The sequence below is a fragment of the Arthrobacter sp. StoSoilB22 genome (assembly GCF_019977315.1).
Lineage (GTDB): Bacteria > Actinomycetota > Actinomycetes > Actinomycetales > Micrococcaceae > Arthrobacter.
In genome coordinates this window covers 757,780-777,156 of record NZ_AP024652.1, presented here as the reverse complement: position 1 = coordinate 777,156, position 19,377 = coordinate 757,780, and the positions used below count along the sequence as shown (strand labels likewise).

At 62.6% G+C, this 19,377-nt stretch carries 16 protein-coding genes; 8 read left to right on the top strand and 8 right to left on the bottom strand.

All coding sequences use genetic code 11. The features are described from left to right. Nucleotides 1-14: 14 nt before the first annotated feature. From ppc to LDN70_RS03695, 4 genes are all read right to left on the bottom strand, one after another. The gene (gene ppc, locus LDN70_RS03710; protein ID WP_142936669.1) at nt 15-2,813 is read right to left on the bottom strand and encodes a phosphoenolpyruvate carboxylase; all 2,799 of its coding nucleotides are present in this window, start codon (nt 2,811-2,813) and stop codon (nt 15-17) included. Between the two features lie 114 nt (nt 2,814-2,927). Beyond that, a complete protein-coding gene (locus LDN70_RS03705) occupies nt 2,928-3,248 on the bottom strand; it encodes a hypothetical protein (protein WP_223941770.1) in 321 nt (106 codons plus the stop codon). A 60-nt stretch (nt 3,249-3,308) separates the two neighbouring features. Continuing rightward, entirely contained in the window at nt 3,309-4,238 is a 930-nt protein-coding gene (locus LDN70_RS03700) for an ATP-grasp domain-containing protein (RefSeq protein WP_223941769.1), read from the bottom strand. Nucleotides 4,239-4,411: 173 nt separating this feature from the next. After that, nucleotides 4,412-6,037 (bottom strand): sigma-70 family RNA polymerase sigma factor, encoded by a 1,626-nt coding sequence (locus LDN70_RS03695; RefSeq protein WP_223941768.1) that lies wholly within the window; start codon nt 6,035-6,037, stop codon nt 4,412-4,414. 269 nt (nt 6,038-6,306) lie between these two features. Between LDN70_RS03695 and LDN70_RS03690 the strand changes: the two genes are divergently transcribed. From LDN70_RS03690 to LDN70_RS03680, 3 genes are all read left to right on the top strand, one after another. Then, entirely contained in the window at nt 6,307-6,945 is a 639-nt protein-coding gene (locus LDN70_RS03690) for a hypothetical protein (RefSeq protein ID WP_223941767.1), read from the top strand. 106 nt (nt 6,946-7,051) lie between these two features. Further along, the gene (locus tag LDN70_RS03685; RefSeq protein WP_223941766.1) at nt 7,052-8,338 is read left to right on the top strand and encodes an Ig-like domain-containing protein; all 1,287 of its coding nucleotides are present in this window, start codon (nt 7,052-7,054) and stop codon (nt 8,336-8,338) included. A gap of 242 nt (nt 8,339-8,580) precedes the next feature. Beyond that, complete coding sequence (locus tag LDN70_RS03680; protein WP_223941765.1) at nt 8,581-9,408, top strand: DUF1684 domain-containing protein; 828 nt, start codon at nt 8,581-8,583, stop codon at nt 9,406-9,408. A gap of 11 nt (nt 9,409-9,419) precedes the next feature. On the opposite strand, the gene LDN70_RS03675 is transcribed toward LDN70_RS03680, so the two are convergent. Beyond that, a complete protein-coding gene (locus tag LDN70_RS03675; RefSeq protein ID WP_502773760.1) occupies nt 9,420-10,685 on the bottom strand; it encodes an acyl-CoA dehydrogenase family protein in 1,266 nt (421 codons plus the stop codon). Further along, the gene (locus LDN70_RS03670) at nt 10,682-11,479 is read right to left on the bottom strand and encodes an SDR family NAD(P)-dependent oxidoreductase (RefSeq protein WP_223941764.1); all 798 of its coding nucleotides are present in this window, start codon (nt 11,477-11,479) and stop codon (nt 10,682-10,684) included. Before LDN70_RS03670 ends, LDN70_RS03675 begins: the two co-directional genes overlap by 4 nt. A 114-nt stretch (nt 11,480-11,593) precedes the next feature. Here LDN70_RS03670 and LDN70_RS03665 point away from each other — a divergent pair, with 114 nt between their 5' ends. From LDN70_RS03665 to LDN70_RS03650, 4 genes are all read left to right on the top strand, one after another. Beyond that, complete coding sequence (locus LDN70_RS03665; protein ID WP_223941763.1) at nt 11,594-12,778, top strand: glycoside hydrolase family 76 protein; 1,185 nt, start codon at nt 11,594-11,596, stop codon at nt 12,776-12,778. Between the two features lie 175 nt (nt 12,779-12,953). Next, the gene (locus LDN70_RS03660; RefSeq protein WP_142936677.1) at nt 12,954-14,003 is read left to right on the top strand and encodes an iron ABC transporter substrate-binding protein; all 1,050 of its coding nucleotides are present in this window, start codon (nt 12,954-12,956) and stop codon (nt 14,001-14,003) included. 4 nt (nt 14,004-14,007) lie between these two features. Further along, nucleotides 14,008-15,609, top strand: coding sequence for an ABC transporter permease (locus tag LDN70_RS03655; protein WP_187697055.1), 1,602 nt, complete (start codon nt 14,008-14,010; stop codon nt 15,607-15,609). Beyond that, entirely contained in the window at nt 15,606-16,772 is a 1,167-nt protein-coding gene (locus tag LDN70_RS03650) for an ABC transporter ATP-binding protein (protein ID WP_187697056.1), read from the top strand. Before LDN70_RS03655 ends, LDN70_RS03650 begins: the two co-directional genes overlap by 4 nt. 13 nt (nt 16,773-16,785) lie before the next feature. Here the strand turns inward: LDN70_RS03650 and LDN70_RS03645 are convergent, their stop codons facing one another. Beyond that, nucleotides 16,786-17,379: a YdeI/OmpD-associated family protein gene (locus LDN70_RS03645; RefSeq protein WP_223941762.1), complete on the bottom strand. Its 594-nt coding sequence runs from the start codon at nt 17,377-17,379 to the stop codon at nt 16,786-16,788. A gap of 43 nt (nt 17,380-17,422) precedes the next feature. Here LDN70_RS03645 and LDN70_RS03640 point away from each other — a divergent pair, with 43 nt between their 5' ends. After that, on the top strand, nt 17,423-18,121 hold the full coding sequence (locus LDN70_RS03640) for a hypothetical protein (RefSeq protein ID WP_223941761.1): 699 nt from the start codon (nt 17,423-17,425) through the stop codon (nt 18,119-18,121). On the opposite strand, the gene LDN70_RS03635 is transcribed toward LDN70_RS03640, so the two are convergent. Then, the gene (locus LDN70_RS03635; protein ID WP_166843143.1) at nt 18,118-19,374 is read right to left on the bottom strand and encodes a M20 family metallo-hydrolase; all 1,257 of its coding nucleotides are present in this window, start codon (nt 19,372-19,374) and stop codon (nt 18,118-18,120) included. The two genes, LDN70_RS03640 and LDN70_RS03635, sit on opposite strands and share 4 nt — an antisense overlap. Nucleotides 19,375-19,377: the final 3 nt, after the last annotated feature.

Genomic DNA, 19,377 nt, shown 5'->3' with positions numbered 1-19,377 from the left:
TGTGAGAGAGGGTGCTAGCCGGTGTTGCGCAGGCCGGCGGCCACACCGTTGACGGTGATGAGCATGGCCCGCTGAAGCCGCTCGTCAATCTCGGCTCCGGACACCTGTTCCTCGCGAACGCGCCGAAGGAGCTCCACCTGAAGGTAGCTGATCGGGTCCAGGTACTGGTCGCGGATTTCGAGTGAACGCTTCAACGTGGGCTGGGCGTCGAGGAGCTCGATCTCACCTGTCAGCCTCTCGATTTCTGCCACCGTGAGTTCGTACTCGTCACGGATCATGTGGAACAGACGGTGCAGTTCCTCCGGGACCAAGGAGGACACGTAATGACCGGCAATCTCCATGTCTGTCTTGGCCAGGGTCATTTCCACATTGGAGATCACCGAGCGGAAGAAGTGCCAGCGATCCATCATCTCAAGGAGCTGATCGGTGTTGCCTGCCTCGCGGGCAGCCTTCAAGCCTGAGCCCACACCGAACCAACCCGGAACGATCTGCCGGGACTGGGTCCAGCCGAAAACCCACGGGATGGCCCGAAGACCGCCGAGTCCGGCTCCGGAGTCCGGGCGCTTGGACGGGCGTGATCCAATATTCAACGAACCCAGTTGCTCCACAGGGGTGGAAGCGAGGAAGTAAGCCGGAAGATCAGGATCATCAATCAACGCGCGGTAGCGGTCGAACGCTGCGTCGGAGATGATCTCCATGACGTTTGCGTAGCGCTCGCGCTCGTCCTCGGAAGTGCGCGGAGTCCGGTGCAAGGCCGAGCCCTGCATGACCGCAGCCAAGGACAGCTCAAGGTTTTCGCGTGCCAGCTCGGGCAGGGAGTACTTATCCGAAATGACCTCACCCTGCTCGGTGAACTTGATCTCGCCCTCAAGCACGCCGTTCGGCTGGGCCATGATGGCATCGTAGGTGGGCCCGCCACCGCGGCCTACCGAACCACCACGGCCATGGAACAAGCGGACACGAACACCATGCTTGGCTGCTACATCGCGCAGCTTGCGCTGGGTCTTGTGGATCTCCCACTGGCTGGTCATCACACCGGATTCCTTATTGGAATCCGAGTAGCCCAGCATGATCTCCTGGACATCGCCGCGAAGGCGGACAAGTTCCCGGTAGGAGGGATCGGACAGCAACTGGTCCACGATCTCAGCCGAAGCACGGAGCTCTTCCACTGTTTCCAGCAGCGGGGCAAAGCCGATCTTGGCGTGCGGCTTGGCGCCGAAGAGGTCAATCAAGCCGGCTTCGCGCGCCAGGACCGCTGCAGCAAGAACATCATCGGCACCGCGGGTCATGGAAATGATGTAGGTTTCCACGACGTCCGGGCCGTAGGTGTGCAGGGCTTGGCGGATACTCCGGAAAACGTCGTAGGTACCGTCCGCAGTGCCCTCAAGCTTGATCGGGTGCCCGGAAAGAGGACGGCGCGAAGCCAGCTCCGCACCCAAGTAAGTGAATCGTTCCTCACGCGTCAACTCGCTGTAGGGCTTCTGCGTGCCGAGCCGGTCCACCAGCTGGCCAACAGCATCGTGGTGGTAATCGGCGTGCTCACGGATGTCCAAGGTTGCCAAGTGCAGACCAAAAGCGGCGATTGCCCGGCGGACCCGGGCCAGGGCGCCATCTGCAACCAAACCGGCGGAGTGGTTGCGCAGCGAGGCCTCAAGCAACCCAAACTCCGCAAGCAGCTCGGGAGTGGTTGCGTAGTCGCGGCCCGGCTCGTGATACGTCGACGCTGAAATACGTCGGCCAGTGTTGATGAGCTTGGCCTTGATGCAGGTCAGTTTAAGCCTGTACGGCTCTTGGGCATTCAGTTCAAGGATGCGCTTATCCAGGCCGGGGAGGTTCTTCAGATCAGTCGCGATCGAGTCCAGCAGTTCCTGGTCGGCCCCAAAAAGAGCGGTCGAGTTGGAAAGTACCGAGATGAGTTCGTCGATCAAGGCAATGCTGATGCGGACAGCATTCTGGTTCTGCAGCTGCAGGATCTCCCGGGTGACGGCGGCGGTAACGTTCGGGTTGCCGTCGCGGTCACCACCGATCCACGAACCAAACTTCAGGGGTGCGGCAGCGGCCGGCAGGGAGACCCCGTGCTCAGCCAAAAGCTCTGAAAGGTCCGTCAACATCTCCGGCATGGCGTCGGTAAGGATGCTGTTCAGGTAATAGATGGCATTCCGGGCCTCATCCACAGGAGTGGGACGCACTTGCCGCAGCTCGTCGGTCTGCCACATTTGATCAATGATCTCGGCGAGTTGGCGGTCCTGACGGCGCCGCGCTGAGGTCCCCTCCGTGGTGGGCTCGGCCAGAACGTCCGAGAGCTTGCGGACCTTGTCCAGTACGGAGCGGCGTGAGGCCTCGGTGGGGTGTGCCGTGAAGATGGGGCGGACGTCCAGTTCATTGATCACGTCCTGCAAAACCTGGGGACCAGCTTGGCCGGCGATCTCTGAGACCGCTTTTGCCAGCCAACCGTCCTTTTCCTGCCGGGTGCGCAATCCCCGGACGCGGTGGACCTGCTCGGCAGCGTTGCTGAGGTGAAAATAGAACGCAAAGGCGCGGACCAAGTCAGTAGCCTGGTCAAGCGGCAGGGAGGCAAGCAACTCGCGGACCTGGGCGACGACGTCGTGCGCGCTCCATGGGCCGGTAGCGTCCGCGCCGCCTCGGGCTGCTTCCTTGGACTCCTTGGTCAGCAGCCGCACCTGCTCCACGAGTTGGAGCAGCTCCGGACCATGTTGTCTTACCAGGGACTCGCCGAGAAGCGTGGAAACGCGGCGTACGTCGGCCCGCAGTTCAGCAGCGAGATCGGTGTCTTGATGGGCAGTGTGAACCATAGATACTTACCTTCGGGGATCTGGTTGGCCCGTACACTGCGCTGGATACTGTGAGCCGGATTACTTGTTCCTACGGGATCTTACCCGCACCTAACTCAACAAAAGGAATGCGTCTCAGATTTTAACGTCGCCTTCTGCCGGCTTCTGGACAGGCCTGGGCAAGACTACTTTTCCACCGAAAACATCCCGGCCCTCCGAACCCGGGCCCGCGGACAGAGACTCGTGCCGGCGCTGCCTCATCTCTTCTATGGCTGCTGCCGCTTCCATCCGGGTAGGTGCACCCGTGGCCGGTTCAATCATGGACAACACACTGCCCAGGGTGCCGGTTGCTCCTTTTGACGGAACGCCCCTCTGCACCAGCCGCGTGCCGGCCCAGAACGATCCCACAATGAGTGCCAGGCTGACCACGGCCGGAACCACTGCCTCAATCCCCATGCAATGAGGGTACGCCCCGGGCGAAAGGGAACACAGACCGGGCCTCACGGAGACCAGGCCTCACGCGAACTCTTCCAAAGGGTGGTCCTGCTTGCACAGCTCCAAAACCGTATCCAACACCCCAGGCGCAAGGGCACTGAACATGCCAAAACGCGCCTCCACTTCCAATACTGCCGGCTTGCCGTCCTGCAGGCGCTTGATATCCACGCTGAATGGTCCGGTCAGCCCAAGGGCGGCAGCAGCTGAACCCGCCACCACCGCAACGTCAGAGTCCGAGGGCGCTTGAACCTTCCGGACACGAACTGTGGGCGAACCATCCTCCTTGGCTGCCTCTCTGAGCGTTCTCTCCAACACAACCAGGACATCATCCGGCCCGGTGAGTTGTCCGTGGCGAAAGCCTTGCGCAGCGTACTCGGTACCCGGTGCAAACCGTTGGACCATCCAGGAATCGTCCAGGCTTGCCCAAATACGGGCAGCCCGCGCACCGGAGTCGGACGTTCGCCCCAGCAACCGGATGCCGCGTCCGTTGCGTGAAATGCGAGGTTTCACCACCAGCGGGCCGCCCAATATATCCATGGCATCATGCACAGACCCGAGTGCGCTGGGCAGGCCGAATCGGGGAACGCTCACACCCGCACCCGCAAGGCAGGTCATGGTGAGGTATTTGTCATGAGCCCTCCTCACCGGCGCAGGATCGGCGATCACCACACGAACTCCCGGCGCGAAATCGTCGCGGGCTTCAGAAAAGACGACCAGCTCGGCACTCATGGTGGGAATGAGGATTTCGATCCCATAGCCCGCCACCAGGCCCCGCAACTCCCAAAGGTAACCGCGGGTATTCGAAGGTGAAACGACCGCCACACCATCGGCCGCCCCGCAACGGGCAGGAATCTCGTCCACCCCCAGCACCCAATGGCCCTTTGCCTTGAGCTGCCGGACCAAGGACGAGCCAGCCGGGTTGGCAATGCCTGTCACCAGGACACGCGACATCAGAGCGTTCCCACACCAAGGTAGGGCACGGAAGGATCCACCACACGGCTGTGGGTTTCTGTCTTCATTTCTCACCTTTATGGATAGAGCACGCCACCCGCTACCGGGCCTTGCCGATGGATGAGTGCACCGGGGCGAAGGATCATGACGCAACCCGCACTGCGATATTGGAATCAGTACACGGCAGAGAACCTTTTGGAAGCCAACCCCGGTCCGCTCAGCGTGTAGGTAAGAACTCTTTCGCCTCTTTTGACGTCGTCCTTGCCACGCTTGAGGCCGGCTCCGATCTGAAACCGAAGATCAGCGCGCTGCACCGAGTTAGTGGAACAACTCACCACACTCCGGCTCTCGAACGAGCAAATCCAGCCATCCGGGGCACGAATTGAGTCTTCCACCACCAACGAATGCTTCCCCACGGAGAACACCGCCGTCGCGCTCCCCAAGGAACTTCCTCCGGAGACCCGGAAGTCAATTTCCAGGACCTTGCGCTCGGAATCTTCCTCCCCGGCCTCGCGCGCCGAGCCATCCACAACCGCTGGAGCAGTCAACGACGGAACAGCCAAAGGCGAGGCAGACTGTGTGGTGACCGGGAGTGGAGCAGGGGGCGGCGCGATCGGTGGTTCGGCCGGAGTCTGCGGCACGGGGTTCTCCACAATAGGATTCTCGTTTGCGGGCGGCCCTTCAACGGATGGCACGTCACCCGGTGGTGGCGCCTGCGGCGGCGCCGGTGTTGAAGAAACGGCCGGTGTTGTAGAAACGGGAGTCGGCGCGCTCGTTGGGGAAGGGGCTGGAATCACCGGAGCCTTTTCTGACGGAGCCACAACGGATTCCACGGCCCGCTTCTCCATATAGGCGTCCGGAGTCAGGTGGTCAACTATGCCCACAGCCCCCAGCACAAGTCCTACGGCAGCTGCTGCGATGACTGCCATGAGCACCGGTTGGGCTAGGGCAGGGACCGCAACGGCCGCGTTGGCGGGCACCATGCCACCCACAACTCCGAGCCCCGCCCCTTTGCCCGCCCACAGCGCGGCCGGGATCCCTGTCACCAACGGCAGCAGGACAGCCCTCATGCTCCCCTGAACGTCTTTCAGCTCCGCAAGGGCCGCGGTGCACGATGGGCAGCCGTTAAGATGCTCACGGATCCTGCGCCCAGTGGCATGAGAGACTCCACCACGGATGTAGTTGCCTAGCTTCGAGGCGTACTCAGCGCATTTAGTGTCAGCCTGCTCCGCGATGTGGTACTGCAGGTACTGCCTCCTCAGGCCCTCACGGGCGCGAAGAGCGAGTGCAGATACGGCATTGGCTGAGAGACCCAGAACCGGTGCCACAGCTGCGGGTTTCATGCGTTCGACGTCCAAGTACCACAGCACAGCCTGCCACCGTTCAGGCAGGGCCCGGAATGCTTTGGCCACTGTGTGCGATTCAAAGGCGCTGATTGCTGCGTCCGAGTCCACCAAGGTTTGGTCCAGGACGGCATGGTCACTACTGGGCAGGACCTTGCCGGCTTTCCGATTACGTTGGTGGGACAATCGGGCAACCGTGGAGAGCAAGTACGCCCTAAAGAAGGTGTCCGGCCCTTTCCCCGAGATGAGGCTTTGCAGGACCGCCTGGAATGCCTCAGCCACTACGTCCTCGGCGTCACTTTGGTTGTCCACGTTACGTCTGGCGACGCTGGAGGCAACGGACACATGGCGCTCGTAGAGTCCGTCGAAGGCAGACATGTCTCCATTGCGGACCAAATCAATGAGTTGTCCGTCGTCGACGCTGGTTTTGTTGCTCGCATGTGACGTGCGTGCCATTTATGGCACCCCCAAACCGTAGAGAACCCTGCCCATATCTATGGAGTGTGGGTACCGCCCGAGTCGTGACGCCAGTTTGTAAAAAGTCTTTAGCAACCATGTTCGAGGCACTCCCTTCGTCACGAATCGGCTCTTCTGCGCACTGTTGGGATATGACATCGTTCCGGACAAAATCACCTGCCGAACGCACGTTTTCACAGCACCACTTGCTGCGCAGATGGCGGACTGCCAGTTACCAAAGGGGTTGGCGGTTCCGAGCGGATTGGTACGTGCCGGAAGTCCGGACAGTCGTCATTCCCCTGGCAAGCGGGGCAGTAGTTCCCGCCCTCGCGGCGAAATTACTGGGAGCTGCGCGCGCCAGGAACGGTGTCAGCATCAGAGAGACCCTGAACGACTTCCGCGCCCTGTTCACTGCCGCGGATCAGGCCCTGGACGTCGATGCCCTCCTCTCAATCGCGGAGGGCTGGGCGGAGGTAGCAGAAACAGCCCCCACCATCTCCTGCACCGACGTTTACACGGGACTGGCCACCCAGGCCCACTTCCAACGAAGGGTCCACGATGTATCCGCGTTCGGTGCGGAGGGGCCGGGTTCCCACGCACTGGCCATCATCGCGCTGCCCCGGCCCCGCGATAGCCGCACGCATGGTTGGACATTGTTGGCCCGGCTGGGGGACGCAGTGAAGGCCGCACTGCAAGGAACCGGAGCGACGGCAATGTATCAAAATTCCGCCATTCACGTCCTCTTTTCCGTCAGCGAAAGCAACCTTTCCCGGCTGATGGCGTGCAAGGCAGTTCTGGAAGCTCTCGACGACGGCAGCCTCTACCCCGCCCGCATGAAGTTCTACCCGCTTTCCCGGGCGGAGGCCACGGCTGCCACCACCTCAACTGCCGCGCGGGACTCGTCCTGAAAGCCGGATTTGGCCGAAATCCGTTCTGCAGCGTAACGAACCACTCCCGGCGAACACTCACCTTGTGACGGAATACATCCCAAGGACTCAAAGGACCCACCCACTAATGAACAAGCAGATCCATCCAAGAACCGCCTCACTGGTGGCTGCCTTTCTGGCCGCTGTCATGGCCATCCTGGGCCTGGGGCTCTCGGCCCTGCCAGCGAGTGCTGAGGAGATCCCGGGAGCGGAGATCACCCTCAGTACCGGTTCCACAGTCACCGGGCAATGGGACCAAGTGGATCTATCCTGCACCTGGTCCGTCCCGGATAACTCACAGCCCGGTGACACTTTCACTTTGCAGCTTCCCCCCGAACTGCGGTGGTTTGGCGCTGCAACTTTTGACCTGAACACTCCTGATGGCCAGACCGTTGCAACAGCTGCGGCCAACGATGCCGGCCGTGTGGTCTTCACGCTCACCGACTTCGTCGCCCTGCATCCACTCAATGTGGGCGGTACCTGCTCTTTTGCCACTCAGTACTCCGTGGCTCCGGCAACGGGAGAAACCAAGGAACTTAGCTTCGTGTTCGGTGACAGCGTGGTTCGCGTCCCGGTGAAGATTGAACCGTGCACTGAGAACTGCCTTCCGGATGCTCCGACGACTGCCGGCAAGTCGATGTGGTGGGCGGACTCCTCCCAAACAGAACTTCAGTCGGTCCTTTACATGCCGCCCATGGTGTCAGCAACCAACGATGTTGTGGTCACCGATGTCCCCGCAGCCGGTATGGTGATCGACTGCAGCCGCGTAACACCCCGCGTGGGCAAGGTAAGGGGCGAAGCGGGCAACATCGTTGAACCCTTCGACAATGAGCAGTACCCCGCGAGTATTGAATGCACCCCTCAGTCGCTGACGGTCAGCTGGACCGGCCTCCCCAAAGGCGAACACGTGGAGCTCTTCGTTGTGACCAAGGTGTCTGATGCTTCCCTGGACGTTTACCAAAACAACGGGACAGTGACCATCTCAGGCGAGGAAAACCCGGTAGGGGCCCAAACACGCCGAAGCAGTGCCAGCGGAACCGGGCAAGGGACAGCTACGCCGACCCCCACCCCCAACCCCAGCACCGCCACGGTGACCCCCACACCCTCACCGAGCACCAGCACCAGCACCAGCACCAGCAGCCCAGTAATAGTGGTTCTTCCAACAGAATCCACTACACCGGGGCAGACGACCCCACCGGCCCCCGGCAACCCAGCACAGCCCGCCAACAATCCAACACAGCCCGCAACTGCGGCACAGTTGGCCACCACGGGGGCGCAGGGCCAGGCGTTCGTCGTCCTGGCTGCGGCGCTTCTGGCCGTGGGATCTCTCCTCGCCTTTGCCGGTGCCCGTAAGCACAGGCGGCGCTCGCACTAGAAGGGCGATCGGGAAACGCCCTTCGGGGCAAGATGGCGACGGTGGGCCTGGGGTGCATGGTCCATCACGCCGTCCAGCAATCCCGGCTCGCGCTGGCATGGGTTTGGGGCCAGCGCGAGCCGATCCAAGGTAGTGGAGTTCTGACCCAGCTGGGCCGAATTCCGGGAATGCCCACGCCCGGCGCATAGTTGAGGCAAGTGGCAACCGCCGCGAACGGACGCGAACCCCAGCCGAGGAGAACCATGAGCTCGCCCACCACCGCAACCGATCCCCAGCTGGCCCGTTGGGAGCGGTTCCGTGCAGGTCGACATTCAGCCCTTGCCACCGCGCACGGATGGCTGACCCTCACGTCCTTCCAGTGGCTTGAGTCCCAGCCCTCCGAGGTGGAACTTGCCCCGGGCCTCTGGTCCACCGACGGCACCACAGCATTCCTCACGGCGAGCGCTGCGGATGGACTCACCGTGGTGGAAACGGGACAGCCCGTAGAGGGGACCATTACGGCGACGCTGCAGGACGAAGAGTCGCTCATGTGGGTCCAGTTTGGCGGCGACGACGGTAAGCAGGTTGTGGTGGAACTCGCCATGCGTGCGGACAAGTACGCTATCCGCACCCGCGACAACAGCTCCCCCGTGCTGACCGGTTTCGTAGGAGTTCCCACCTACGAGTACAACCCTAAGTGGGTTATCCAGGGCCGGTTCGAAGCTTACGCTGAGCCCGTGGACGTGCCCATTGGCACAGCTAACCCCTTGGTGGATGGCGTCCACCGGTCAGTGGGCGAGGTCGTTTTCCGGGTACCGGGCGTTCCTCACGAAATCCGGCTGCACGCTGAAGAGGAGAAGCTGGGTGCGCTCAACGTCACCTTCCACGATGAGACCAACGGGGAGACCACGGACGAATGGCGGAAGGTTTTCATTCCCCGGCCTCGCCCCGACGGGTCCGTGATCATTGATTTCAACCGGGCCATCAACTACCCCAGTGCTTTCACTCCGTATGGCACCTGCCCCATGCCGGTGCGGGGCAACTCTCTTGACATTCGGGTAGAAGCGGGAGAGAAGCTCCCTCAGGAATGAGACCGGCAGTTCTAGGTGATCGCTGAAACCCCTGTCACTGCACGGCCAACGATCAGGGAGTTGATTTCGTAGGAGCCTTCATAGGTGTAGATTGCCTCGGCATCAGCGAAGATCTTGGCTATGCGGTAGTCGGTGACGATTCCGTTCCCGCCCAGGATGGACCGGCCCATGGCCACGGTCTCCCGCATCCTGGCACTGCAATAGGCCTTTGCGAGCGCCACCTGCGCCATGTCGGCCCCTCCGTGGCGCACCCCTTGGGCGTCCGTGAAGATGTCCTCCTGCAGCTGCGCTATGCGAACCATCATTCCCATACTGGCAACCGCGTTGCCGAGCATATCCACCAGGTGTTGTTGGATGAGCTGGAACTTGGCCAACGGTTTGCCGAATTGGAAGCGTTCAACGGCGTACTGCCGGGCGACGTCGAAGGCTGCCAATTGTTGGCCTACTGCCTGCCAGGCCACCATGATCCGGGACCCTCGGAGGAGGTGGTTGGTGTCCGCGAAGCTGCTGATGCCGGCGAAGCGATCGGTTTCAGCTACCTCGACGTCCTCAAAGACGATGTCGGCGTTCTGCACCGTCCGCAGGGCAATCTTGTTTTCGATGCGGCTACGGGTGATGCCGGGCAGGGTCGCGTCGACGATGAAGGCACGCACTGCTCCGTCTGTTTCGTCCTTGGCCCACACCAGCATGAAGTCGCAGAACGTCCCGTTGCCAATCCAGCGTTTGGCGCCGTTGATCACCCAGTAATCGCCGCCGTCGGAGTCTGGTCGTTCAACCCTGCGGGCGGTGGTCTCCATCCCGCCGGCGACGTCGGACCCGTGGTTCGGCTCTGTGAGCGCGAAGGCGCCGGTGGTGCGAAGGTTGGAGGCGTCGTCGAGGTAGCGGTCCTGTTGATGATCACTGCCGAAGTCGTAGAGCGATTCGACGAAGAGATCGTGATGGACCATGAAGAAGGTGGCGATGGAGGTGTCGACGCGGGTCATCTCAGCGATCACAAGCCCGGCAAACAGGTGTGTGTATCCTCGCTGGGCGGGGGCGCTGAGCCGGAGGGCCGCGAGTTTGGGGAGGATGTGTTCCGGGAACTCCGCTTTCTCCCACCATTGCCCGGCGTAGGGGGCGATCTCGGAGGCCAGGAATGCCCGGAGTTCGTTGAGTTTACGCTGTTCCTGGACACTGAGCAGCGATTCGAAGTCGAAGAAGTCAGCAGTGGGAAGGTCGGCTACGGAGGGCCGAACGGACCCAACTAACCCCGAAGCGCCGCTGTAGTCGCCCATCATTTGAGGCCCATGCGGATGGCGCCGTCAAGCCGGATGGTTTCCCCGTTGAGCATGGCGTTCTCCACAATGTGGGCGGCCAGGTTTGCGTATTCCGCGGCACGGCCCAGACGGGCGGGATGCGGAACCTGCTGTCCAAGGGATTCCTGGGCCGATTGGGGAAGTCCGGCCATCATGGGTGTTTCAAAGATTCCGGGGGCAATGGTAGCCACCCGGATCAGTGAACGGGCGAATTCTCGTGCCAGGGGCAGCGTCATGGCTGCTACGGCGCCCTTGGATGCGGCGTAGGCGGGCTGGCCGATCTGGCCTTCGAAGGCGGCGACGGACGCGGTGTTGATGATGACGCCGCGCTCGGGCCCACCCAGTTCCGTGGAGACGGGCTGGGTTTCCACCATGGCTGCGGCGGCCAATCGAATCACGTTAAAGGTGCCCACGAGGTTGATCTGGATGACCTTGTTGAAGGTTTCCAGCGGCAGCACGCCATCACGGCCAAGGACTTTTCCGGGTGTGGCTATGCCTGCGCAGTTGACCACGATCCGGAGCGGCCCCAAAGCAACAGCGGCGTCGACGGCGGCCTGGACTTGGGATTCGTTGGTGACGTCTGCGGGAGCAAAGACCGCCCGCTCCCCTGCACCCGTCGCCGAGGCGTTGAGCTCGGCCGCGTAGGACTCGCCGGCTGACTGTGGCAGATCCACCAACACCACCGAGGCCCCGGCGTCGAACAGTCGTTTGGCGGTGGCAGCGCCCAACCCTGACGCGCCACCAGTAATCAGTGCAACCGTGCCCTTGATGTCCATTCATCCTCCTTGATGCAGACCCAAATCCGTTAATGCATGTTAACTGGAATTGTGGCCCGGTGCACACTTCCCGGCCGCGCCCGGCTCATCCCGCGGCCCGGATAGGCTGTTTCCATGTCCAGCCAGATCCAGCCAGCCGGGATTCCAACACCCTCCGCCGACGCCACCGAATGGGCCAGGCGTGCCAATCAGGCTGCGCGGTCCGTGACCCGAAGCTTTGGCAGGCGCCTCCTTTTCCTGCCCGGCACCCACATCGGTGCGGTGACCTTGCCCAGCGACACCCTCAGAAGTCTCTCCGGCCCTTGGCATTACTGGTGGCAAGCGCACTACGTTGACTGCTTGGTGGATGCGGGCCGCCGCGAGCTGGCGGGCAAAACAAAGTTCGACGGCGACTCCCGCCCGAGCGCAGGACGGCTCGCCTCGCGGCTGGTCACCACCATCCGCTTGCGGAATCTCCTGAGATTCGTGAACGACTACTACGACGACATGGCGTGGCTGGCCCTGGCCACGCTGCGTTTGGAGAAGCTGGCCGAGGAGACCAAGAAGCCTGGCCGCAGGAGGAACGCCTATGTTCAAAAGTGCTTGACCTTGCAGTTCGATTCGGCCTGCACAGACCACCTTGGAGGTGGCACCTTCTGGAGCACCAAACGGGACTTCAAGAACACTCCGGCCACAGCTCCGGTGTCCCTGTACTACGCCCGGACCGGCCATACCGAGCGTGCACAGCACTTGGTGAACTGGCTAAACAGCAAGCTCCTTCACCCGGAACGGGGTCTATATCAGGATGGGCTGCGGATCAGTAACGGCGAGGTGGTGGTTGATGGGGCCATTTACACCTACAACCAGGGCCCGGTGCTGGGCGCGTTGCTGGAACTGGGCGGCGAAGAGAATCTGCGCAGGGCTGCACTGTTGGTGGACGCCGTGGAACGTGAGCTCACTCTGCCCGGCACGCGAGTGATCCGCGGCGACGGCACGGGCGATGGCGGCCTTTTCACTGGCATCCTGCTCCGCTACCTGGCACTGGCCGCGCGGGACGTCAGGCTTTCAGCCACTACCCGCGAAAAGGCGACGTCTTTGGTTTACGGCACGGCAGAGGCCTTCTGGGCGGGCCGCCGTGTAATTACGGGCAGTGCCGGCAGGGGCACACCTGCGATCGTGTTCTCCTTCGAGCCCCAGCGGCCGGCGAGCGAAACATATCCGGCGGGCGCCGCCGTCGAACTTTCCACGCAGCTGCAAGGGTGGATGGCGCTTGAGGCGGCGGCGAGCATTACAAGCAACGCGAGCAGTCCCGGCAATTAGGACACGCAACACTTCCGTAATTCAGGTGATCCTCGTCACTTAATGCCGTTTCGGCTTCATAGCAAAGGTATGGCTAACCTACGCTTTTCACAGCGGGCTCCCCAACCTACCCGCCAGCACGGACCCAAGGCATTGTCCTAGCACTGCCGTGCTTGTTCCCAGAAAGTAGCCCTCCATGAAGCTCCCCAAAAACGCTCTGGCCGGAATCGCACTTCTCGCCACCGCCGCTCTTGGCCTTTCCGCCTGCGGCTCCAACGCCACCACCGCACCGGATTCCTCCGAATCCGCGGCCGCCGGCGATGGCATCACGGTCTACAACGCTCAGCACGAGAGCCTGACCAAGGAATGGATCGACGCCTTCACCAAGGAGACCGGCATCAAGGTCACCCTGCGCCAGGGCTCTGACACCGAGATGTCCAACCAGATTGTTCAGGAAGGCGCGGCCTCACCGGCGGACGTCTTCCTCACCGAAAACTCCCCTGCAATGGCGCAGGTGGAAAATGCGGGTCTGTTCGCCGACGTCGACAAAGCCACCATCGACCAGGTTCCGGCCGAGTTCCGCCCGTCCACCGGCAAGTGGACCGGGATCGCAGCCCGCTCCACCGTCCTGGTATATGACAAGAACAAGATCAGCGAAGACCAGTTGCCCACGTCCATGCTGGATCTGGCAAAGCCCGAATGGAAGGGCAAGTGGGCCGCTTCGCCGTCGGGCGCTGACTTCCAGGCCATCGTCTCGGCACTCCTTGAACTCAAGGGCGAGGCCGCAACCGAAGAGTGGCTCAAGGGCATGAAGGAAAACTTCAAGGCTTACAAGGGCAACAGCACCGCCATGAAGGCCGTCAACGCCGGCGAAGTAGACGCGGCGCTGATCTACCACTACTACTATTACGGCGACCAGGCCAAGACCGGCGAGAACTCCAAGAACGTCACGCCGTACTACTTCAAGAACCAGGACCCGGGCGCGTTCGTGTCCGTATCCGGTGGCGGCGTCCTCAAGTCTTCCAAGAAGGCAGCCGACGCCCAGGCGTTCCTGAAGTTCATCACAGGCAAGGCCGGCCAGGAGATCCTCAAGACCGGAACCTCCTTTGAGTACGCCATCGCCTCAGAGGTTGATGCCAATGAAAAGCTTGTTCCCATCAAGGACCTGCAGGCACCCACGGTGGATCCCGCCAAGCTGAACTCCACTAAGGTCACCGATCTGATGACCAAGGCAGGACTCCTGTAATTCTGTGACCACTGATCTATCGGCTCCCGACGTTCCACGTTCAGAGGGAAGCACGACGACGGCGGGCCGGGGCAAGCGCCCCCGCCCGCCTTTCGGCGTTTCCACGGTGTCCTTGCTGGCGGTGCTGATAGCGCTGTTTTCGCTGCTTCCGCTGGGCTATGTCCTGTACATGACAGCAGCGACCGGCTGGGACACCGCCGTCGATCTGATCGTGCGCCCCCGCGTGGGCGAGCTGCTGCTGAACACGGTTTTGTTGATGATCTTTACCGTGCCCCTATGCTTGGTGCTCGGCGTGGGCGGGGCGTGGCTGGTGGAGCGAACCAGGCTCCGCGGACACCGCTGGTGGGCGGTGCTATTGGCCGCCCCTTTGGCTATACCTGCGTTCGTCAACAGCTACTCCTGGGTGTCCGCTGTCCCTTCCTTGGAGGGGCTCTGGTCCGGGGTGCTCATTGCCACGTTGTCCTATTTCCCGTTGGTGTACATCCCCGCAGCGGCGACGCTTGGCCGTTTGGACCCCGCCATTGAGCAGTCCGCGGCATCGTTGGGCCTGGGTTCCTGGGCCGTGTTCCTCCGCGTTGTCCTACCGCAGCTGCGCATCGCCATGACGGGCGGCGCCTTGCTGGTGGCCCTGCATTTGTTGGCTGAGTACGGTGCTTTCGCGATGATCCGCTTTGATACGTTCACCACGGCGATCATGGTCCAATTCCAGTCCACCTTCAACGGGACTGCAGGCAACATGCTGGCCAGCGTTCTGGTGTTCCTGTGTTTGCTCCTGCTGCTGGCCGAAGTAAAGAGCCGGGGCACTGCCCGCTATGCCCGGATCGGCTCCGGCGCGCAGGCAAAGGCTATCCGCTTGCCCCTGGGTGGCTATCAAGTGCCTGCCCAGCTCGCTCTGCTGGCCCTCACGGTCCTGGCCTTCGGGCTGCCGCTCTGGTTTGTGCTGAAGTGGGTGATGGCGGGCGGTTCTGACGTGTGGGCGGCTGATGAGTTCATCCCGGCACTCTCGCAAACCCTCATCTATGGGGCAGCGGGTGCACTGGTCACCACAGTGGTGGCATTCCCCATGGCTTACCTGGCCGTCCGGCACCCGAGCTGGTTCTCCAAGATGCTGGAACTGTCCAACTACGTCACCAGTTCGCTGCCGGGAATCGTGGTGGGCCTGGCCTTCGTCACCGTCAGTATCCGCGTGGTCCCCGGGGTTTACCAGACTGCGGGGGTTCTGATTGCGGCGTACGTCCTGCTGTTCCTTCCGAGGGCTTTGGTGAACATCCGTGCCGGCTTGGCACAGGCCCCCAAAGAACTCGATGAGGCCGCGCAGTCCTTGGGCAAAACGCCTTTGGCATCCTTCTTCAAAGTGACGTTGCGGCTCACCGCGCCGGCAGCTGCCGGCGGGGCTGCGTTGGTCTTCCTGGCCATAGTCAACGAGCTGACAGCCACCCTGCTACTCTCACCCAACGGTACGCGCACCCTGGCCACGGAATTTTGGAGCAAGAGCAGCGAGATCGACTACGCCGGCGCCGCACCCTACGCGTTGCTGATGATCCTGCTGTCAGCCCCCATGACATACCTTCTCTTCCAACAGTCCAAGAAAGTAGCCGGACAGTGACCGAACAATCTCCTTCCAGGCTTCCCGCGCCCCGCGTGGCCCCCTCGGTGGCTCCCACCACGAATGCGCATCTGGATATTCGGGAGGTCACCAAGAACTTCGGCTCCCAGGCGGTGCTGAAGGGCGTAAACCTCTCTGTGGCCAAAGGCGGGACCACTGCGATCGTGGGTCCTTCCGGTTCAGGCAAGACCACACTGTTGAGGTTGATCGCGGGCTTTGAGCATCCGGACACCGGTTCCATCAGCCTGAACGGTTCCCGGGTGGCCGGTGAAGGCGACTGGGTGCCTGCGCACAAACGGCAGGTAGGGTACGTCGCCCAGGACGGCGCGCTCTTTCCACACTTGACGGTGGGTCAGAACGTCGCGTTCGGCTTGGATTCGGGAAAGCTCGACGGCGGTCGCGGCGCCGTGAGGTCGCGGGTTTCGGAACTGCTTGAGATGGTGTCCTTGGATGCGTCCATGGCCAAGCGCCGGCCGCACCAGTTATCCGGCGGTCAGCAGCAGCGGGTCGCCTTGGCCCGGGCGTTGGCCAGGGAACCTGAACTCATGCTCCTTGACGAACCGTTTTCAGCGCTCGATGCCGGACTTCGGGTAGCCACCCGCAGGGCCGTAGCCAAGGTGCTCAGTGCTGCCGGTGTGACCACCATCCTGGTGACCCACGATCAAGCTGAAGCACTCTCCTTCGCTGACCAGGTGGCCATCATGCGCGGCGGCAAGCTGGCCCAGATCGGTAACCCTTTTGTGGTTTACACCCGGCCGGCGGATCGCGCCACGGCTGAATTCCTTGGCGATGCCGTGATTCTTGATGCCTGGATGGAGGGCTCCCTGGCCACGTGCTCGCTGGGTGGAATCCCGGTCCGTCGACCCCCAGCCCAAGGGAAAGTCCAACTCATGCTCAGGCCCGAGCAAATCCGCATCGCACCCGATGGGCCCATCCGCGGAGTGGTGGTGGACACCGATTACTTCGGGCCGGAAACCACTGTTCGCATCAAGCTGGGTGAGTACACGGCCCCCGACGGCGGCGCCTCGGGCAACAGCCACCGCTATCCGGGCGGCGGCGAGATCATCACCATCAGGCACTGGAACGCTTCGATCACCAAACCCGGCACTGAATTGTGTCTGCGCGTGGTGGGCGAAGGGGTGGCGTTTCCTTCCGAGGCCTGACCGGCCCGCTGGATTACGTCGGCCGCTTTTTCTGGGGGTACGGGGTTTCGTGGCGGGCCAGCATCTCCACGAAACCAGCGATTTTGCGCGCCCGGGTCTCTGCCCGTTTGACACCGTTGGTGCGGTGGATCAGGGCGAAGCGGTTCTGTGACGTCAGGACGTCGAACATAGCCTGCGCCTCCGGGACTGCGGCGATCGCTGCCGCGAGATCGTCCGGAACCACCGAATCCGCCGGGCCCGCGTATGCAGCTTCCCACCGTCCGTCAGCTTTCGCGGCCTCAACCACGGCACGTCCGGCGTCGGTCATCCTGCCCTCGGACTCCAGACGGGCAATGTGCCCCACATTCCGCACTGACCAGATGCTTTTGCGGCCGCGGGGCGTCATCCGCTGGAAGTAGCTTTGGTCGTCGCGCCTCTTCACCTGACCGTCGATCCACCCAAAGCACAGGGCCTCGTCCAACGCGGCGTCATAGTCCAACTCCGTGACGTTACCGCCCTTCTTGTGCAGGATCAGCCACACGCCGGGGCTGTCTGTGGCATTCGCGGAAAGCCAGGCACGCCACGCGGCGCCGTCTTTGACAAGGAGTTCCTCAAGTTCATTGGGCATGGATTCAGCATAGGCTTTGATGAGGACCCACCCAGGAGGACCAATGTTGCGAGCCCGCCCCACCCACTACACCTCACGCCCCGAACAGTGGGCCACGCTGCTGATGGCCCTCGGTTTGGTGAAGACGGTGGACGACGGCGACTGGCGGGAGTTCGACGCCGGTTCGGGTCGCCTGGCGGTGGGCTCAGTAGTCCACGCACACCCCTTGGACGGCTCCACGGTTTTCGGGGTGGAGGTAGGGAACCTGGAGGAGTTCGCGCGCCGCACCGAGGAAGCCGGCACTCAAGCGGAAATCCACGAAGGTCATGAGGAAACCACCGTGCAGATCTCATCCGATGACGGCTTTGAGTTCTTCGCCTTCCCTGCGCAACGGGCAGCGGATGGCACGTGGGCCGCCTCGGACGAGGCCGACCCAGGGCTGACAGTGGTGGCTACCTGGGTCAGCCCTTTAGTGGGCATTGCCGCCACCGCCTTGCGGAACACCGGCGCCCGGCCGCGCACTGAGGACGACGAATCAGCCACGTTCACCACCAAGAACGGCGGAATCCTTCGCATCATTCATGGCGCGGATGCCACTAACGGGGACCTCGCGTTTGAGTACGACGGCGATCTGGAACCACTGTTGTCCCGCCTCAAAGATGCAGACATTGAGGCCAGGATCGATGAGGACGTCCTGTACGTCGCCAACCCGGACGCCGTGAGTGGCGCGGCCCCGGCGTCGATCGTGGTGGTGGCTGTTTAGTCCTCCAGCGCCCCGTCACACAGGCGGCCGACCACCTCGGTAAGCATGGTGAGCCCGGCCACGATGTCCTCATCCGTGGTGTATTCGTGCTCATTGTGGGAGATGCCATCCACGCTGGGCACGAAGAGCATCACCGTGGGAACCAGGTCCTTCATATTCGTGGAGTCATGCCCGGCGAGGGTCATGACTTCCTTGTTGGACAACCCGAGGTCCGCGGCAACCTTGGCCGCGAGTTCCACGCCTTCGGGCTGGTACGGGGTGACGGCCCAGGAGTGTGAGTGGTGCTTCTCAACGGACACGTTGGCAAGCCGTTCGATCTCCGAGATTCGGGCGTGCAGCAGGGCGTCGGCCTCGGCCAGGACGGCTTCGTCGGCGCTGCGCAGGTCCAGCAGCAGGTTCACGCGGGACGGCACCACCACGGGCGAATTTGGGTAGACGTTGAGCTGACCCACCGAGGTGTGCAGCACTCCGGGGAAGCGGTCGGCGAGTTCACGTGCGGCAACCACCAGCATGGACGCCCCAAGAAGGGCGTCTTTGCGGTCGGCAATCACCGTGGAACCGGTGTGTGCTTGCTCGCCGTGGACCACGAACTCGTACTTGTTCGCTGCCCAGTTGGAGCTGACCAGGCCGATGGTGATGCCCTCGCGCTCCATGCTGCGGCCCTGTTCGATGTGGATCTCGGCGCAATATGCAGCCTCCGGCCCCTCAAACGTCCCGCGGCAGCCGATCGCGTCCAAGGCATCACGCACGGTGACTCCGGCGGCGTCCTGGGTATTGAGTGCGTCCTCGAGATCCAGCTTGCCGGTGTAGACGGAGGAGCCCATCATGGACGGCTTGAAGCGGCTGCCTTCCTCGTTGAACCAGTTGACGACGGCGAGGTTGAACTTGGGTGCCTCGGCGCCGGCTTCCCAACGGGCTGCAAGGCGGAACGCGGCGTGGGCCGCGGCGAGGACGCCATAAGCGCCGTCGTAACGTCCCGCCGTCGGCTGTGAATCCATGTGCGAGCCCACCACCACGAACGGCGCACCTGGCACGGCTTCGTAGAGGCCCCACTGGTTGCCGGTGTGGTCGAACTTCACCGTGAAGCCGTGCTCCTCCAAGAGACCGGCGAGCCAGCGGCGCTGTTCGCCGTCGGGAATGGTTGCGGCTTGGCGGTCCACGCCGCCGTTCGCCGTGGCACCGAAGGCGCTCATGGTCCGGAAGTCCTGCACGAAAGCGGTGTCCTGGGCGGTGAAACTTGTGGTGGTTGTCATGGT

What these genes read in the sequence shown, in the direction of transcription:
- LDN70_RS03660 (WP_142936677.1), top strand. Translation starts at nt 12,954, where the DNA reads ATGAAGCTCCCCAAAAACGCTCTGGCCGGAATCGCACTTCTCGCCACC.
- LDN70_RS03705 (WP_223941770.1), bottom strand. Translation starts at nt 3,248, where the DNA reads ATGGGGATTGAGGCAGTGGTTCCGGCCGTGGTCAGCCTGGCACTCATT.
- ppc (WP_142936669.1), bottom strand. Translation starts at nt 2,813, where the DNA reads ATGGTTCACACTGCCCATCAAGACACCGATCTCGCTGCTGAACTGCGG.
- LDN70_RS03670 (WP_223941764.1), bottom strand. Translation starts at nt 11,479, where the DNA reads ATGGACATCAAGGGCACGGTTGCACTGATTACTGGTGGCGCGTCAGGG.
- LDN70_RS03680 (WP_223941765.1), top strand. Translation starts at nt 8,581, where the DNA reads ATGAGCTCGCCCACCACCGCAACCGATCCCCAGCTGGCCCGTTGGGAG.
- LDN70_RS03635 (WP_166843143.1), bottom strand. Translation starts at nt 19,374, where the DNA reads ATGACAACCACCACAAGTTTCACCGCCCAGGACACCGCTTTCGTGCAG.
- LDN70_RS03675 (WP_502773760.1), bottom strand. Translation starts at nt 10,685, where the DNA reads ATGATGGGCGACTACAGCGGCGCTTCGGGGTTAGTTGGGTCCGTTCGG.
- LDN70_RS03645 (WP_223941762.1), bottom strand. Translation starts at nt 17,379, where the DNA reads ATGCCCAATGAACTTGAGGAACTCCTTGTCAAAGACGGCGCCGCGTGG.
- LDN70_RS03640 (WP_223941761.1), top strand. Translation starts at nt 17,423, where the DNA reads ATGTTGCGAGCCCGCCCCACCCACTACACCTCACGCCCCGAACAGTGG.
- LDN70_RS03695 (WP_223941768.1), bottom strand. Translation starts at nt 6,037, where the DNA reads ATGGCACGCACGTCACATGCGAGCAACAAAACCAGCGTCGACGACGGA.
- LDN70_RS03700 (WP_223941769.1), bottom strand. Translation starts at nt 4,238, where the DNA reads ATGTCGCGTGTCCTGGTGACAGGCATTGCCAACCCGGCTGGCTCGTCC.
- LDN70_RS03685 (WP_223941766.1), top strand. Translation starts at nt 7,052, where the DNA reads ATGAACAAGCAGATCCATCCAAGAACCGCCTCACTGGTGGCTGCCTTT.
- LDN70_RS03665 (WP_223941763.1), top strand. Translation starts at nt 11,594, where the DNA reads ATGTCCAGCCAGATCCAGCCAGCCGGGATTCCAACACCCTCCGCCGAC.